This is a genomic window from Roseateles toxinivorans (genome assembly GCF_004362525.1).
GTDB lineage: Bacteria > Pseudomonadota > Gammaproteobacteria > Burkholderiales > Burkholderiaceae_C > Paucibacter > Paucibacter toxinivorans.
This window is the reverse complement of the sequence record NZ_SNXS01000020.1, coordinates 14,448-28,757: the sequence shown is the minus strand read 5'-3', so window position 1 is coordinate 28,757 and position 14,310 is coordinate 14,448. Positions and strand designations below refer to the sequence as shown.

The window sequence follows — 14,310 nt, the reverse complement described above, 5'->3', positions numbered from 1 at the left end:
GGCCTGGCCAACCGCGGCTATGTGATGGACTCGGGCAAGATCACCTTGAGCGGGGACGCGAAGGACCTGCTCAACGATCCCAAGGTGCGAGCCGCCTATCTGGGCGAATAGTTCACCCACGATTCATGCGCGGGCTGACCTGCCCGAAGCCGCGCGGGGCGAAACGCCCGCCTGCCCCAGCCCCGGCGCCACCCGCGCCGCGGCGCCGCGGTCTCGACAACCACAACGGAGTGATTGCAATAATGAATTCCCAATTGAAGGTGATTGCCGGCGCGGCGCTGCTGGCCTCGGTCGGCTCGGCGATGGCGCAAGACATGGTGGTCAAGATCGGCCACGTGGGCCCGACCAGCGGCGCCATTGCCCACCTGGGCAAGGACAACGAGCTGGGCGCGCGCATGGCCATCGACGAGCTGAACGCCAAGGGCGTGATGATCGGCGGCAAGAAGGCCAAGTTCGAACTGCTGGCCGAAGACGATGCTGGCGATCCCAAGCAGGGCACGGCCGCTGCGCAGAAGCTGGTCGACTCCAAGGTCAACGGCGTGATCGGCCACCTGAACTCGGGCACCTCGATCCCGGCTTCCAAGGTCTATAGCGACGCCGGCATTCCGCAGATCTCGCCGTCGGCGACGAATCCCAAGTTCACCCGCAACGGCTACAAGACGACCTTCCGAGTGGTGGCCGATGACGTGCACCTCGGTGGCACGCTGGGCCGCTATGCCGCCAAGGAGCTGAAGGGCATGGCGATTGCCGTGATCGACGACCGCACGGCCTATGGCCAGGGCGTGGCCGACGAGTTCGAGAAGGGCGTCAAGGGCGCCGGCGGCAAGCTGGTGGGCCGCGAGTTCACCAACGACAAGGCCACGGACTTCACCGCCATCCTGACCTCCTTGAAGGGCAAGAAGCCCGACGTCGTGTTCTTCGGCGGCATGGACGCCGTGGCCGGCCCGATGCTGCGGCAGATGAAGCAGCTGGGCATCGAAGCCAAGTTCGTTGGCGGCGACGGCATCTGCTCGGGCGAGCTGCCCAAGCTGGCCGCCGGCACCATGGGTGACGGCCAGGTGGTCTGCGCCGAGGCAGGTGGCGTCGAGGGCGAGTCCAAGAAGTCGCTGGAGGCCTTCAAGGCCAAGTTCAAGGAAAAGTACAAGCTCGACGTGCAGGTCTATGCGCCCTACGTCTATGACGCCTTGAATGTGATGGTCGCGGCGATGGTCAAGGCCGGTTCAGCCGAGCCTGCGAAGTACCTGCCGGTGCTGGCCAAGACCGAGGGTCACAAGGGCGTGACTGGCACGATCTCGTTCGACAACAAGGGCGACATCAAGAATGGCGCGCTGACCCTGTACACCTACAAGGGTGGCGCGCGCAGCGAAATCGCTGTCGTTCGTTGATGATGTGAACGCAAGCTGGCGGCAACGCCGCCAGCTTGCAACCTATCAGGCCTTCTTCAGCAGGGCCGTGTCGATGGGCAGGCTGCGGATGCGCTTGCCCGTCGCCGCGAAGATCGCGTTGGCCACGGCTGGCGCGATCGGTGGCGTGCCGGGTTCGCCGATGCCGCCGGGCGCCTCGGTCGAGGCGACGATATGCACCTCGACCTTGGGCATCTCGTTCATGCGCAGCACCGGATAGTCGTGGAAGTTGCCTTGCTCGACGCGGCCGTTCTTGAACGTGATCTTGCCGTACAGCGCGGCCGACAGGCCATAGACGATGCCGCCCTCGATCTGGCGCGCAATCGTCTGCGGATTGACCGTCATGCCGCAGTCCACCGCCGCGACGACGCGGTGCACCCGGGGCGTGCCGTCCGCCGCCACCGACACCTCGGCCACCTCGGCCACATAGCTGCCGAAGCTCTGCGCCACGGCAATGCCGTGGAAATGGCCCTTGGCCAGCGGCTTGCCCCAGCCGGCCTTCTGCGCGGCCAGCTCCAGCACCGCCTTGTAGCGCGGCTGCGAGCCCAGCATCGCGCGGCGGAACTCGAACGGGTCGGCCTTGGCCGCGGCAGCCATCTCGTCGATGAAGCTCTCGGTGAAGAAGATGTTTTGCGAGTGGCCCACCGAGCGCCAGAACCAGACCTGGGGCCCTGGCTCGCGCCGGCCGTAGGCGATGCGCTGGTTGGCGATGTCGTAGGGATGGTCCTCGATGCCCTCCATCGCAAAGGTGTCGACGCCGTTGTCGGGGATCTTCATGAAACCCGAGGCGGCCATGATGGACGGCGAGCCGACATCGACGCGCAGCACGGTGGCCCGGCCCTTGTCGTCCAGCGCACCCTCGAAGCGGGCCACCGAGGCGGGGCGGTAGAAGCCCGCCATCATGTCGTCTTCACGGGTGTAGATCAGCTTGACCGGCCGGCCGCTGATCTTGGACAGCAGGGTGGCATCGATGGCGAAGTCCGGCGCGAAGCGGCGGCCGAAGCCCCCGCCCAGCAGCATCGTGTTGATCTTCACCTTGGCCGGCGTGGCCTGCGCTACCTGGCCCAGAATGCCCTGGGCCGGGCCCTGGCTTTGCGTGCCGGCCCAGATCTCGACGGTATCGCCGCGCACCCAGGCCGTGCAGTTCATCGGCTCCATGCAGGCATGGGCCAGATAGGGGGCCTCGTACTGCGCGCTCAAGGTCTTGGCGCTGTTGGCCATGCCGTCCTTGAGATTGCCCGTGTCCTTGCCCACCGCGTCGGCGTTGGCCGCACCCTCGGCGAGCAGGGCCGTGACCTGCTCGGACGACAGCGCGGCCTTGTCGCCCAGATCCCACGCTATCTCCAGCGCATCGCGGCCCTGCTTGGCGGCCCAGTAGCCGCTGGCCAGCACGGCCACGCCACTGGGCAGTGGGATGACCTGGGCCACGCCCTTGACCGCCTTGGCCTTGTCGTCCTTCAGGCTCTTGACCTTGGCGCCGGGCAGCGGCGCACGGGCCATTACCGCCACCAGCAGGCCGTCCAGATGGGCGTCGATACCGAACTTGGCTGTGCCGTTGATCTTGGCCGCGCTGTCCAGCCGGTTGGTCGGCTTGCCGAGGATCTTGAAGTCCTTGGGCGACTTCAGCTTCGGCTTGGCCGGTACCGCCTGCTGGGAGGCGTCCGCCACCAGCGCGCCATAGCTGAGCTTCTTGCCACCGGGGCCGATCACATGGCTGCGCTCGGTGCGCAGGCTGGCGGGCTCGACCTTCCACTGTGCGGCCGCGGCGGCCACCAGCATCTCGCGGGCGGCAGCTCCTGCCTCGCGCAGCGGCGTCCAGTGGGCGCGCACGGTGGTGCTGCCGCCGGTGGCCTGCATGCCGAACATCGGGTTGTTGTAAGCCTGATCCACAGGGGCCTGCTCGACGCCGACGAGCTTCCAGTCGGCGTCCAGTTCCTCGGCCAGCATCATCGGAATGGCGGTCAGCACGCCCTGGCCCATCTCGGCCGAGCCGCAGACCACGGTGACCTTGTTGTCCGGCGTGATGCGCAGCCAGGCATTCGGGGCGAAGGTATTGCTCTGCGCGCCCTGGCTTTGAGCCTGGGCGCGGTTCAGCGCGGCGGGCAGCGCGAAGCCGACGACCAGGGCGGCGCCGGTGCTGGTCTTCAGGAAGCGGCGGCGGCTGTTCGATTGAACGGTGGTGCTGTCCATGTTCAGGCCCCCTTCGCCAGAGTGACCGAGGCGTCCTTGATGGCGGCCCGGATCTGGTTGTAGGTGCCGCAGCGGCAGATATTGCCGCTCATCGCGTTGTCGATGTCGGCATCGTTGGGCGATTTCTTGGCGGCCAGCAGCGCGCAGGCGCTCATGATCTGGCCGCTCTGGCAGTAGCCGCATTGCGGCACATCGATCCTGGTCCAGGCGGCCTGCACGGCCTTGCCGGTCTTGGTGGCGGCCACGCCTTCGATCGTCGTCACCTTCTTGCCGGCGGCGGCCGAGATCGGTGTCGAGCAGGCGCGCACCGGCTGGCCATCCAGGTGCACGGTGCAGGCGCCACACAGCGCCATGCCGCAGCCGAACTTGGTGCCGGTAAGTTGCAGGTCCTCACGCAGCGCCCACAGCAGGGGCATGGTGGGGTCGGCGTCGAGCGACACCGCTTTGCCGTTGACGGTCAGCTTGATCATTCGGGGCTCCTTGGCGCCTCGTCTTGGGGAGGCGTGGGCGGAGCTTACACAGCTTGCGGATTCTTTGCTTCAGCCCGAGAGCCGCCCAGAAAGGAACTACTTCATCGAATGAAGACCCACCTTGTTGCCCTCCGTGTCCATGAAGTGGGCAAAGAAGCCAAAGTCATTGCCGATCTCGGTCTTTGGCACGACCACCGATCCGCCGGCTTGCTCGGCTCGCGCGAGCATGGGGGCCAGATCGTCTCCACCATTGAGGTAGACGAGTGTGCCGGTCTGGGAAGGCGAGCCGCCGTCACCCTGAACGATGGCACCACCAACGGCTTGCGGGTCGGACGACAGCATGCCCATCGTGAGCGGACCCATGACCATCGTCTCGATGGCGACCCCGAGAACCTTTTCGTAGAAGCCCTTGGCTCGTTCGAAGTTGGTGACCGGGATCTCGAACCAGTTCAGTGCATTTGCCATGTGAGCGTCCTCCTGGGGGTGAGGTGGATGAGTCGCACTGCGCAACTCTGCTCGCGACGTCGAGCGGGAGCTTCGAGTGCAGGTGGTGGAATGGTCGCGGTTGAGCTGACTAACGATCCAGTTGGCCGTGGCAAGTCTATTGTCAAGAGATTCTCATCGGTGACTGTGAAAACCCCAGGTCATGCCCTACTCACCGATCGGCCAGACATGCTCGCACTGCTTGCAGCGCACCTGGGCCTGGGCCTCGCGGGCGTGCACCACGATGAAGCGCGCATAGGTGCCGCAGCCGGGGCATTCGGCCTGCTGGGCGGCGGCCTCGGCATGCATCAGCAGATACAGATAGCGGCGCAGGGCCCAGATGCCGACCAAGCCGCACAGGGCGATGCTGGCCACATCCATCAGCTTGTCGGCCAGCGTGTGGAACTCGAACAGGCCCTCGAAGGCCGCCATCAGGCCGATGGCGCAGATGAAGGCCAGCACCAGGTAGCCATGGCTGTGCATCAGCTCTCGCTCATACCATTTGCGAAAGCCATGTTTGCGGATGCCCTCGACCAGCTTCATCTGCCACCTCGCCACGCACCCTCGGCGCGAAAGGCGATGGTGGCACAAGTCGGGGCTGGGACGAAACGCCGGCACCGAGGGTGCGACGGCAGCCGTCCTGGCCGCCCATTGCACTAGAGTGTGGCCTCGGCCTCCTTGCCCGGTGTGATCCGCCCATGTCCGCTATCCCCCTGTCTGCCTCCGAGACGGCATTTCCTACGCACCCCTGGCTCAAGGCGGCCTGGCCCTGGCTGCGGCCGCTGCTGTGGTCGGCGCTGATCTGGTCGTTCTTCTATCTGATGCTGATCACCGCGTCCTTCGGCGACTATCTGCGCAAGGGCAAGGACGTCAACCTGCTGCGCATGCTGTGGATCAATCTGCCCTATGTGCTGCCGCTGGTGATCTTCAACTGGCTGCTATCGGTCTATGTCGAGCGTCACCGCGAGGTCGTCGAGAGCCCGCTGCGCATCCTGCGTCTGCTGCTGACGGCCCTGCCCATAGGTTTTGTCTCCATGGTCGGCAGCAATGCGGCCTTCACTGTCTGGCGGGGCATGGAGCCGGCGCAGAGCTTTCTGGGCCTGCTGGCCGCCCGGTCGTACCAGGACAATCTGGTGGATCTGATGCTGATCGTGGGCGCCCTGATCTTTCAGATGGCGTTCAGCGCCTGGCAGCGGGCGCAGGAACACCGGATGGCGGTGCAGCGCGCACAAACCGACAATCTGCGCCTGCGCCTGAGCCTGTTGCAGGGCCAGCTGGAGCCGCATTTCCTGTTCAATGCCTTGAACAGCATTTCCGCCCTGGTGCGTGCCTCCGACCGCGGCAGCGCGTTGACCGCGCTGACGCGTGTCAGCGAACTGCTGCGTTACGCCCTGCGTGCCAGCAAGTCGGAGTGGGTCAGCGTGCAGGACGAGCTGGGCTTTGTGCGCGACTATCTCGAGTTGCAGCAGCTGCGCTACGGCACGGACCTGCAACTGGTCTGGCAGGTGGAAGCATTGGCCTGGGAACGGGTGGCCTGCCCGCCGCTGCTGTTCCAGCCGCTGGTGGAGAACGCCATTCGCCACGGCCTGGAGGCCTTCGAGGGGGCGGGGCAGCTCGAGATCGTGCTGAAGGCCGAGGCAGGCACGGTCAAGCTGGGCTTAAGCAATCCGGTCTGCCCGGGCGGCACCGGCCATCGTGGCCATGGCCTGGGGCTAGGGACCACGGGCGAACGGCTGCTGATGCTTTATGGCAATGAGGCGCGGGTGGAGGCCTTCCGGCTGCGCGAATTCTTCGTGACCGAGTTGACCCTTCCCTGGCGAGAGTTGGATGGACAAGTGGACCGCACTGATCGTTGACGACGAGGCGCTGGCGCGCAGCAATCTGCAGCTGGCCCTTGCCGAGCATCCGAACTGGCACTGCGCGGGCGCCTGCACCGGTGCTGCCGAGGCGCGTCTGGCCCTGGCTCAGCGGCCGGTGGATCTGCTGCTGCTGGACATCCAGATGCCCCGCCAGCATGGCCTGAGCTTCGCCAGCGAGTTGTGCCGCCTGGCGGCGCCGCCGCTGGTGGTGTTTGTGACCGCCTACGACGCCCATGCGCTGAGCGCCTTCGATGTGTTCGCGCTCGACTACCTGCTCAAGCCCTTCGATGACCAGCGCTTTGCCCAGATGCTGGCGCGGGCCGAGCAGGCGCTGCAGCTCAGGCAGCTGGCCGGCTATGTTGAATCGATGGGTGGCTTTCTGCACGAGCGCCAGCAACTGCTCGATGGGCGGCCCCGTCCGGAGCTGCAGGCCTTGATCGTGCGGTCGGTGGGGGCGATGGAAAGGATAGACACGGCCGACATCGAGTGGATTGGCGCGGCCGGCAACTATGTCGAGCTGCATCTGGCGGCGCGGGTGGTGCTGCACCGCTCGACCCTCGGCGCGCTGGAGCAGCGCCTGCCGGCGGGCCAGTTCATGCGCGTGCACCGCACCGTGGTGGTCCGCAACGCGGCGATCACCGCCCTGCATGTGACCGGTGACTCAACTTATGAGGCCCGGTTGCGCTCCGGCGAGGTGGTGCCGGTCAGCGAGCGATTCGTGAAAGATGTGCGGGCCCTTTTTGCCTGAGTGCCATCCTGTCAATGAACAACTGAACGCGACCCTCGCGTTGCAAGGCGGCTACAGATTGACAGGGGCCTGCATATCGATGTGATGAGGGTTCTGGCCGAAGTGGCGAATGCCATGCCTGCGGTGACGACGGTCGTTTATCGCCGGAGCGTGCCCGCCATGGCCGTGACGAATGACCGACGGCAGGTGTTTGGCGCCCGGCTGGCTGGGCCGAATCGCCGGCCGGTCTCGGCGGCGGCGCTGCGCTGAGGGAAACCCGCTCGGTGCGTTTTGGGGGCAGAAGCAAGACTGGGCTGCTTCACCAACCCACCGTCCGAAAGGAACGATTCATGCACCCACACAGCCGCATCAATCATGCCGTGTTGCTGGCCATCGCCGGCCTGGCTCTGCCGACCCAGGCCCAACAGGCCCAGCCGCCGGCCGCCACCACCCTGGAGCGCATCGAGGTCACCGGCAGCCGCATACGCACCATCAGCGCGGTGTCCAGCAGCCCCGTCACCTCGATCGGCCGTGAGGAGATCAACTCCAGCCAGCCGGTGGCAGTGGAGGACGTGGTCAAGGGCCTGCCCTCGGCCGTGCCGGCCATGGGGCCGGCCACCAACAACGGCACCACCGGTGCGGCCACGCTGGATCTGCGCGGCCTGGGCAGTCGGCGCTCGCTGGTGCTGATCGACGGCCGCCGCATGGTGCCCTTCGATCTGGACGGTCAGGTGGACTCCAACATCATCCCGATCGCGCTGCTCAAGCGCATCGACCTGGTCACCGGCGGCGCCTCGGCCGTGTATGGCGCCGACGCCGTCACCGGCGTGGCCAACTTCGTGCTCAACCGCCAGTTCAAGGGCGTGGAGCTGAGCAGCAGCTACGGCCAGTCGGGTGACGGCGATGCCGGCCGCAAGCGCACCGACATCACCATGGGTGGCGCCTTCGCCGATGGCCGCGGCCATATGGTGCTGAGCCTGGGCACGGCCAAGACCACGCCGCTGCTGCAGGGCCAGCGGCCCTTCTCGATGGTGGGTCTGTCTTCGACCAATGGCACCCAGCAGGGTTCGGGCACCGGTGTGCCGGGCACTTTCCAGGTGCCATCGATCGCCGGCCTGCCCGCCGGCACACCGAGCCTGGCGAATATGCAGATCGATCCGGCCACGGGCCAGTTGGTCGCGCCGTTTGCCAGCTACAACTTCAACCCGCCGAACTACTTCATCACGCCGTTGGACCGGCGCCAGGCCACCGCGCTGGCGACGCTCAATCTGGGGGAGCGTCTGGAGCTCTATGCCGATCTGTTCCACACGCGATCGACCGTGGTCTCCAACCTCGCGTCATCGGCCACCTTTCTGAACGTCTACCAGGTGCCGATCGGTAACCCGTTGATGCCAGAGGCAATGCGGCAGCAGGTCTGCCAGGTGCGCGGTATCGCCGCGGCCGACTGCGTGGTCGGCAACGCCACCGAAGTGCCGATGGCGATTGGCCGGCGCTTCACCGAACTGGGCCCGCGCATCAATGATTTCGAGACCCGCACGCAGCAGGTGACGGTCGGTGCGCGCGGCGCCATCAACGACGTCTGGAGCTATGACACGCACTTCGCCAGCGGCGACACCAACCAGGTGCAGACGCGCGGCAACTGGGGATCGAACGCCAAGGTGCAGCAGGCCCTGCGCGCCCTGAGCACGACCGCCTGTACCAACCCCGCCAATGGCTGCGTGCCGCTGAACGTCTTCGGTGCCGAGGGCTCGATCACGCCGCAGATGTTGAACTTCATCAACCTCAATGCGCTGATATTGGCCAAGGTCAAGCAGAAGGTCGCTGCCGGCTCGGTCTCGGGCGAGCTGGGGGCCTTCAAGAGCCCCTGGAGCCCCGATCCCATCGGCGTGGCCCTGGGCGCGGAGTACCGCGAGGTGTTCGCCGCCAATGCCTCCGATGCCGCCTCGCAGATCCAGGGTGAGGTGCTGGGCACCGGCGCGCCGCGGCCGGACCGCTCCGGCACGATCGAGTTCAAGGAGTTCTTTGCCGAGGCCAGTGTGCCGCTGCTGGCTCGCAAGCCCCTGGCCCACAAGCTGGGCCTGGAGCTGGGCTATCGACGCACCGAGATGACGACCCAGGCCAGCACCAGCTACGGCAGCTGGAAGCTGGGCGGCGACTGGGAGCCGGTGCAGGGCCTGCGCGTGCGCTTGATGGGGCAGCGCGCCACCCGCGCACCCAATACCAACGAGCTCTTCGCACCACAGACGGCGGGCCTGTCCAATCTGGCGATCGATCCCTGCCAGGGCAATCGCATCAACGCGGCCGATGCCAGTACGGCCGGCACGCTGTCGAATCTGTGCCGGCTGACCGGTGTGCCGCTGGCGGCGGTGGGCAGTCTGCCGGCGCCATCGGCCGGGCAGATCAACAACACCAGCGGCGGCAATCTCGGCCTCGGCCCGGAGGTTGCCGACACGCAGACGCTGGGCTTTGTGTTCCAGCCGACCAGCATGCCACGGCTGACGGTGTCGGTGGACTATTTCAGGATACAGCTCGACAAGGCGATCTCGGCCCCCAGCGTGACCGATGTGCTGAGCGATTGCTATGACCCGGCGCGCAATCCCGGCCTGGGCCTCAACGCCGCCTGTGCGCTGGTGATGCGCGGCCCGCTGGGCACCTTCAACGGTGCTACCTCGCCGGGGGTGGTGACGCCCCAGTCCAACCTGGGCAAGCTCTGGACCAGCGGTGTCGATCTGGGCGTGAACTACCTGCTGGACCTCAAGCAGCTGGGCCTTGACGCGCGCTGGGGCAAGGTGGACCTGAGCCTGAATGCGGCTTTCACCTCCGACTACAGCGTGCAGACCACGCCCAGCGCAGTGAAGCGCCAGTGCCTGGGCTACTACAGCGTGGCCTGCAGCAACCTGAATCAGAGTGCCACCGTCAGCGGCACCGGCTATGCGCCCAGGACCAAGTTCACCCAGCGAGCCACCTGGGCGGTGGGCAACTGGACCCTGGGCTACAACTGGCGTCATATCGGCAAGATGCAGGAGGAGCCCGGCGGCACCGACTTCCTGCCGGCCTATGCCAGCATCAAGGCGCACAACTATGTGGACCTGTCGGCCTCCTGGAAGGTCAACGAGATGCTGCGCCTGAACCTCAGCGTCAACAACGCCTTCGACAAGCAGCCGCCCATCGTCGGCAACACCATCAGCGGCACCGGCGTGAATGCCGGCAACACCTTCCCGACGGTGTATGACGTGATCGGCCGCTACATCACGGTGGGGGCGACGCTGAAGTTCTGATCGGGGGGCAGGTGTCAAGCCGAGGCCAGAACGGGGGAGGCGATCCTCCCGCGGTCTGGCCGCTTGATCCCCGTCGGCGGGGTTCCGCGGCGCTGAAGCGGCGACTCGTCACAGCGCCGCCAACGTGGCCTCCGCCGCTGGCCATAGTGCTCGGGTGTCCGCGTCGCGGACCCCGAACTGTGGAGTCATCATGGCAGAGAAGAAGCGCCCCCAATGGAAACGCATGAGCCAGGCCGAACTGGAGCGCGAACGCGCCCGCATACGTGCCATGGAGCGCGAGCTGCGCGATCGGCTCAAGCTGACGCAGGGCAAGACATCTCAACGCACGCAGGGCGAGCTGCGGCGCGTCACCGACATGCTGCAGGCCCAGATCGACAGCATGGCCGCCACGGCCGGCACCTTGATGAGCCGCGCGCAGGGCCGTCGCTAGCCTGATCGCTCCCCGTCCGGCGATGCCGCCATCCGCTCCACGATGTGCTGGTTTCGTCGCTTGACAGGGGCCGGCGCGTGGCGGGCCTGCCTAAGCTGACCTGCATCCCGCCACCAACAGGAGCTGTTATGCCCCGCTACGCGCTGAACATCAACGGCCAGACCCGTCAGGCCGAGGTCGATGCCGACACACCCCTGCTGTGGGTGCTGCGAGACGAGCTGCAGCTCAGCGGCACCAAGTACGGCTGCGGCAAGGGCCTGTGCGGAGCCTGCACCGTGCATGTGGACGGCCAGGCCCAGCGCAGCTGCCAGCTGCCGGTGTCGGCGCTGGGCAGCAAGAGGGTCACCACCATCGAGGGCCTGCATCCGCAGGGGCTGCATCCGCTGCAGCAGGCCTGGATCAGGCTTGACGTGGCCCAGTGCGGCTATTGCCAGTGCGGTCAGATCATGCAGGCGGCGGCGCTGCTGAAGGCGAAACCCAAGCCCACGGACGCCGAGATCGACAGCGCGATGGCCGGCAATCTGTGCCGCTGCGGCACCCACCTGCGCATACGTGCGGCGATCAAGCTGGTGGCGCGGGGAGAAGGAGCATGAAGCGCCGCAACTTCCTGCAAGTGAGCGCCTTGGCCGGTGGCGGCCTGATGCTTGGCCTGGTGCCTGAACGGGAGGCCGCTGCGGACGAGGCCTTCGCGCCCAATGCCTACATCAGCATTGACAGCGCAGGCCTGGTGACCTTGTTGGCCAAGAATCCGGACATGGGCCAGGGCGTGAAGACCTCGCTGCCCATGCTGCTGGCCGAAGAGCTTGATGTGGACTTCGCCCGGGTGCGTGTGCTGCAGGCCGGCGCCAACGCACGCATGGCGGACCAGGGCTCGGGTGGCAGCCAGTCGGTGCCGCAGTCCTGGGATCAGCTACGCCGGGCCGGCGCTGCGGCGCGCCAGATGCTGATGCTGGCGGCGGCCGAGCGCTGGGGTGTGGCGGTCGCGGAGTTGAGCACCGACAAGGGTCAGGTCTTGCATGCCCCCAGCGGCCGTCGGGCCGGCTACGGCGAGCTGGCGGCGGCTGCGGCCAGGCTCAAGGCCCCCGACCCGGCCGGCCTGAAGCTCAAGCCGCGCGCCGAGTTCAAGCTGCTCGGCCGCCGCGTGGCCCAGGTGGACAGCGCCGAGATCGTGCGCGGCACCTCCTTGTTCTGCGGGGACACGCAGCGCCCCGGCCTGCTGCATGCGGTGATCGCGAAGTCGCCGGTGTTCGGCGCCAAGCCGCTGAGCGCCAATCTGGAGCAGATCAAGGCCATGGCCGGCGTGCGCGATGCCTTTCTGGTCGAGGGCGATGCCGATGCGCTGCGGCCCATTCCCCAGGACCGCCCGTTCCGCAGCCTGCAGCCCTTTGTGGCAATCGTTGCCACCTCGACCTGGGCGGCGCTGAAGGCCAAGCAGGCCCTGAAGGTGCAATGGGACGACAACGCCTACAAGCAGCACAGCAGCGCCGCCTACCGGGCCACGGCCCTGCAGCGCCTGGCCGAGTCGGGCGAGCTGTGGCGTGACGATGGCGACGTGCCGGGCGAGCTGGCCCGTGCCGCCAAGCTGGTGGAGGCCACCTACGAGCTGCCGATACTGGCGCACACGACGATGGAGCCGATGAGCTGCTTCGCCGAGCCCACGCTCGAGGGCGGCCTGCGCCTCATCGCGCCGTGCCAGTTTCCCGGCATCGCGGTGCTGGCCGTGCAGGCCGTGCTGGGCGTGCCTGCCGCCAAGGTGGAGGTGCAGATCGCACGCCTGGGCGGTGGTTTCGGCCGCCGCTTCGAATCCGACTTCGTGCTCGAGGCCGGCACCATCGCCCAGCGCATGAAGGCCCCCATCCAGCTGATGTACACCCGCGAAGACGATATGCGGCATGACTTCTACCGGCCCTTTGGCTGGCAGCGGCTGCGCGGCGGCTTGGACGCCCAGGGCCGGTTGCAGGCGCTGCACGTCAAGCATGCGCGCCATGCCTTCCGCGACCCGGTCACGCCCAAGCTCCGGGCCTCGCTGTATCCGGCCCGCTTCGTGCCCAACTACCGGGTCGAGGTGGCGATGGTGGACAGCAACCTGCCCGCAGGCGCCTACCGCGCGCCGGGCTCGAACCTGAATGCCTTCATGCTTGAGAGCTTCACCGACGAGCTGGCCCATGCCGCCGGCCAGGACCCTTTGGCCTTCCGCCTGGCCCTCTTGGGCGAGGACCGCGAACTCAAGGAGCCGGACTTCAGCCCCACCCGCATGAAGGGCGTGCTGCGCCTGGCCGCCGAGAAGGCCGGCTGGGGGCGCAAGCTGCCCAGGGGCAGCGGCATGGGGCTGGCGGCCTACTTCAGCCACGGCGGCTATATCGCCCATGTGGTGGAGCTGAGTGTCAGCCGCACCGGAGGGGTGGCCGTGCAGCGCGTCACCTCGGCCGTTGATGTGGGGCCCATCGTCAATCTCAGCGGGGCCGAGCAGCAGGTGCAGGGGTCGGTGATAGACGGCCTTTCGAGCAGCCTGTGGCAGGAGATCACGGTGGAGAACGGCGCCGTCGTTCAGGGCAGTTTCGACGACAACCCCCATCTGCGCATGCCCGAGGTGCCTCCGCGCATCGATGTGCACTTCATCCAGCGCGACATGGCGCCGACCGGCCTGGGCGAGCCGGCCTTCCCGCCGCTTCCGCCGGCGCTGGGCAACGCCATCTTTGCCGCCACCGGCAAGCGGGTGCGCTCGCTGCCACTGCGCAAGCACGATCTGTCCTGGAGCTGAACTCTCAGCCGGCCGAGCGGCGCCGGGCGGCCAGTCCGAGCACACCCAGCGCCAGCAACAGGGCGCTGGCAGGCTCGGGCACGGCGCGGATGAAGTCGATCTCGCCGCTGGCCGAGAACAGGCCGCCGGGGCTGACGGTGGTGTCGACGATCTGGAAGCTCACGCTGGTGACGCCCTGCCACAGGGCGGCCGAGGCGGGGCTGAAGCTGGCAAAGGGCAGGGCCAGCTCGACAAAGCCCGCGGTGACCGGCAGATCGAGCTGCAGCGAGGCCGATTCGGAGGCGCTGGCCACGCTCAGCGTGAATCGGGTCTCGTTGCTCACCATGATGCGCATGGCGAAGCGGTCGTTGGCGCCGGCCTGGGTCAGGTCCACCGCCTGCTTCGCGTCGCCCGAGCCGGGCGGTAGCGAGGCGTCGTACAGCCCGTTGATGGTGATCTGGCTGATGCCCCCGGCGCCGTAGCTGGCCAGACCGCCGGCCACCGTAATCCCGCCCCCCGCCGCCGGTCTCGAGCAGCCGCCGCTGAACAGCCGGTCGCCGTAGAGCATGTCTCCGGCCTGGTAGGAGAAGCCGGGGAAGTTGCAGCTGGAGAAATTCTGCGGCGTGTTGAAGTCGTCGACCACGACGACCGCCTGTGCGGGCGCTGCGAGCAGCGCCGAGATGGCCGCGACGGCGGCGGTGAACGCATGGAGTTTCATCGGGATGCTCCT

Annotated in this window: 14 protein-coding genes; 9 read left to right on the top strand and 5 right to left on the bottom strand. The window is 67.2% G+C overall.

All coding sequences use genetic code 11. The features are described 5' to 3' along the window. Window positions 1–111 (top strand): ABC transporter ATP-binding protein C-terminal domain-containing protein (locus DES47_RS28510; RefSeq protein ID WP_481884328.1); only part of this gene is annotated, 111 nt, incomplete at its 5' end. A gap of 191 nt (window positions 112–302) precedes the next feature. Beyond that, window positions 303–1,385 carry a branched-chain amino acid ABC transporter substrate-binding protein gene (locus tag DES47_RS28505; RefSeq protein WP_425057494.1) on the top strand — a complete coding sequence of 361 codons (1,083 nt, stop codon included), beginning with the start codon at window positions 303–305 and terminating at the stop codon, window positions 1,383–1,385. Window positions 1,386–1,430: 45 nt separating this feature from the next. Here the strand turns inward: DES47_RS28505 and DES47_RS28500 are convergent, their stop codons facing one another. The 4 genes from DES47_RS28500 to DES47_RS28485 form a co-directional block, all read right to left on the bottom strand. Beyond that, window positions 1,431–3,593, bottom strand: a complete 2,163-nt coding sequence (locus DES47_RS28500) for a xanthine dehydrogenase family protein molybdopterin-binding subunit (RefSeq protein ID WP_133704186.1) — start codon at window positions 3,591–3,593, stop codon at window positions 1,431–1,433. Window positions 3,594–3,595: 2 nt separating this feature from the next. Beyond that, a complete protein-coding gene (locus DES47_RS28495) occupies window positions 3,596–4,063 on the bottom strand; it encodes a (2Fe-2S)-binding protein (protein ID WP_133704185.1) in 468 nt (155 codons plus the stop codon). A gap of 96 nt (window positions 4,064–4,159) precedes the next feature. After that, window positions 4,160–4,528: a VOC family protein gene (locus tag DES47_RS28490; RefSeq protein WP_133704184.1), complete on the bottom strand. Its 369-nt coding sequence runs from the start codon at window positions 4,526–4,528 to the stop codon at window positions 4,160–4,162. A gap of 186 nt (window positions 4,529–4,714) precedes the next feature. After that, a complete protein-coding gene (locus tag DES47_RS28485; protein ID WP_243748497.1) occupies window positions 4,715–5,089 on the bottom strand; it encodes a hypothetical protein in 375 nt (124 codons plus the stop codon). A 155-nt stretch (window positions 5,090–5,244) separates the two neighbouring features. Between DES47_RS28485 and DES47_RS28480 the strand changes: the two genes are divergently transcribed. The 7 genes from DES47_RS28480 (at window position 5,245) to DES47_RS28455 (ending at window position 13,601) form a co-directional block, all read left to right on the top strand. Further along, the gene (locus tag DES47_RS28480) at window positions 5,245–6,402 is read left to right on the top strand and encodes a sensor histidine kinase (RefSeq protein WP_133704182.1); all 1,158 of its coding nucleotides are present in this window, start codon (window positions 5,245–5,247) and stop codon (window positions 6,400–6,402) included. Then, window positions 6,374–7,153 (top strand): LytR/AlgR family response regulator transcription factor, encoded by a 780-nt coding sequence (locus tag DES47_RS28475; protein ID WP_133704181.1) that lies wholly within the window; start codon window positions 6,374–6,376, stop codon window positions 7,151–7,153. The genes DES47_RS28480 and DES47_RS28475 overlap by 29 nt, the downstream gene beginning before the upstream one ends. An 84-nt stretch (window positions 7,154–7,237) precedes the next feature. Further along, the gene (locus DES47_RS28900; RefSeq protein WP_166652236.1) at window positions 7,238–7,402 is read left to right on the top strand and encodes a hypothetical protein; all 165 of its coding nucleotides are present in this window, start codon (window positions 7,238–7,240) and stop codon (window positions 7,400–7,402) included. A gap of 80 nt (window positions 7,403–7,482) precedes the next feature. Continuing rightward, a complete protein-coding gene (locus DES47_RS28470; protein ID WP_133704180.1) occupies window positions 7,483–10,410 on the top strand; it encodes a TonB-dependent receptor domain-containing protein in 2,928 nt (975 codons plus the stop codon). A 190-nt stretch (window positions 10,411–10,600) separates the two neighbouring features. Further along, complete coding sequence (locus DES47_RS28465; RefSeq protein WP_133704179.1) at window positions 10,601–10,840, top strand: hypothetical protein; 240 nt, start codon at window positions 10,601–10,603, stop codon at window positions 10,838–10,840. Between the two features lie 128 nt (window positions 10,841–10,968). Continuing rightward, the gene (locus DES47_RS28460; RefSeq protein WP_133704178.1) at window positions 10,969–11,433 is read left to right on the top strand and encodes a (2Fe-2S)-binding protein; all 465 of its coding nucleotides are present in this window, start codon (window positions 10,969–10,971) and stop codon (window positions 11,431–11,433) included. Then, window positions 11,430–13,601 (top strand): xanthine dehydrogenase family protein molybdopterin-binding subunit, encoded by a 2,172-nt coding sequence (locus DES47_RS28455; RefSeq protein WP_133704177.1) that lies wholly within the window; start codon window positions 11,430–11,432, stop codon window positions 13,599–13,601. Before DES47_RS28460 ends, DES47_RS28455 begins: the two co-directional genes overlap by 4 nt. A 4-nt stretch (window positions 13,602–13,605) precedes the next feature. On the opposite strand, the gene DES47_RS28450 is transcribed toward DES47_RS28455, so the two are convergent. Then, entirely contained in the window at window positions 13,606–14,298 is a 693-nt protein-coding gene (locus DES47_RS28450; RefSeq protein ID WP_133704176.1) for a PEP-CTERM sorting domain-containing protein, read from the bottom strand. Window positions 14,299–14,310: the final 12 nt, after the last annotated feature.

Coding starts and splice junctions, on each gene's coding strand:
- DES47_RS28505 (WP_425057494.1), top strand. CDS start 303: ATGGCGCAAGACATGGTGGTCAAGATCGGCCACGTGGGCCCGACCAGC.
- DES47_RS28500 (WP_133704186.1), bottom strand. CDS start 3,593: ATGGACAGCACCACCGTTCAATCGAACAGCCGCCGCCGCTTCCTGAAG.
- DES47_RS28495 (WP_133704185.1), bottom strand. CDS start 4,063: ATGATCAAGCTGACCGTCAACGGCAAAGCGGTGTCGCTCGACGCCGAC.
- DES47_RS28490 (WP_133704184.1), bottom strand. CDS start 4,528: ATGGCAAATGCACTGAACTGGTTCGAGATCCCGGTCACCAACTTCGAA.
- DES47_RS28485 (WP_243748497.1), bottom strand. CDS start 5,089: ATGAAGCTGGTCGAGGGCATCCGCAAACATGGCTTTCGCAAATGGTAT.
- DES47_RS28480 (WP_133704182.1), top strand. CDS start 5,245: ATGTCCGCTATCCCCCTGTCTGCCTCCGAGACGGCATTTCCTACGCAC.
- DES47_RS28475 (WP_133704181.1), top strand. CDS start 6,374: ATGGACAAGTGGACCGCACTGATCGTTGACGACGAGGCGCTGGCGCGC.
- DES47_RS28900 (WP_166652236.1), top strand. CDS start 7,238: ATGAGGGTTCTGGCCGAAGTGGCGAATGCCATGCCTGCGGTGACGACG.
- DES47_RS28470 (WP_133704180.1), top strand. CDS start 7,483: ATGCACCCACACAGCCGCATCAATCATGCCGTGTTGCTGGCCATCGCC.
- DES47_RS28465 (WP_133704179.1), top strand. CDS start 10,601: ATGGCAGAGAAGAAGCGCCCCCAATGGAAACGCATGAGCCAGGCCGAA.
- DES47_RS28460 (WP_133704178.1), top strand. CDS start 10,969: ATGCCCCGCTACGCGCTGAACATCAACGGCCAGACCCGTCAGGCCGAG.
- DES47_RS28455 (WP_133704177.1), top strand. CDS start 11,430: ATGAAGCGCCGCAACTTCCTGCAAGTGAGCGCCTTGGCCGGTGGCGGC.
- DES47_RS28450 (WP_133704176.1), bottom strand. CDS start 14,298: ATGAAACTCCATGCGTTCACCGCCGCCGTCGCGGCCATCTCGGCGCTG.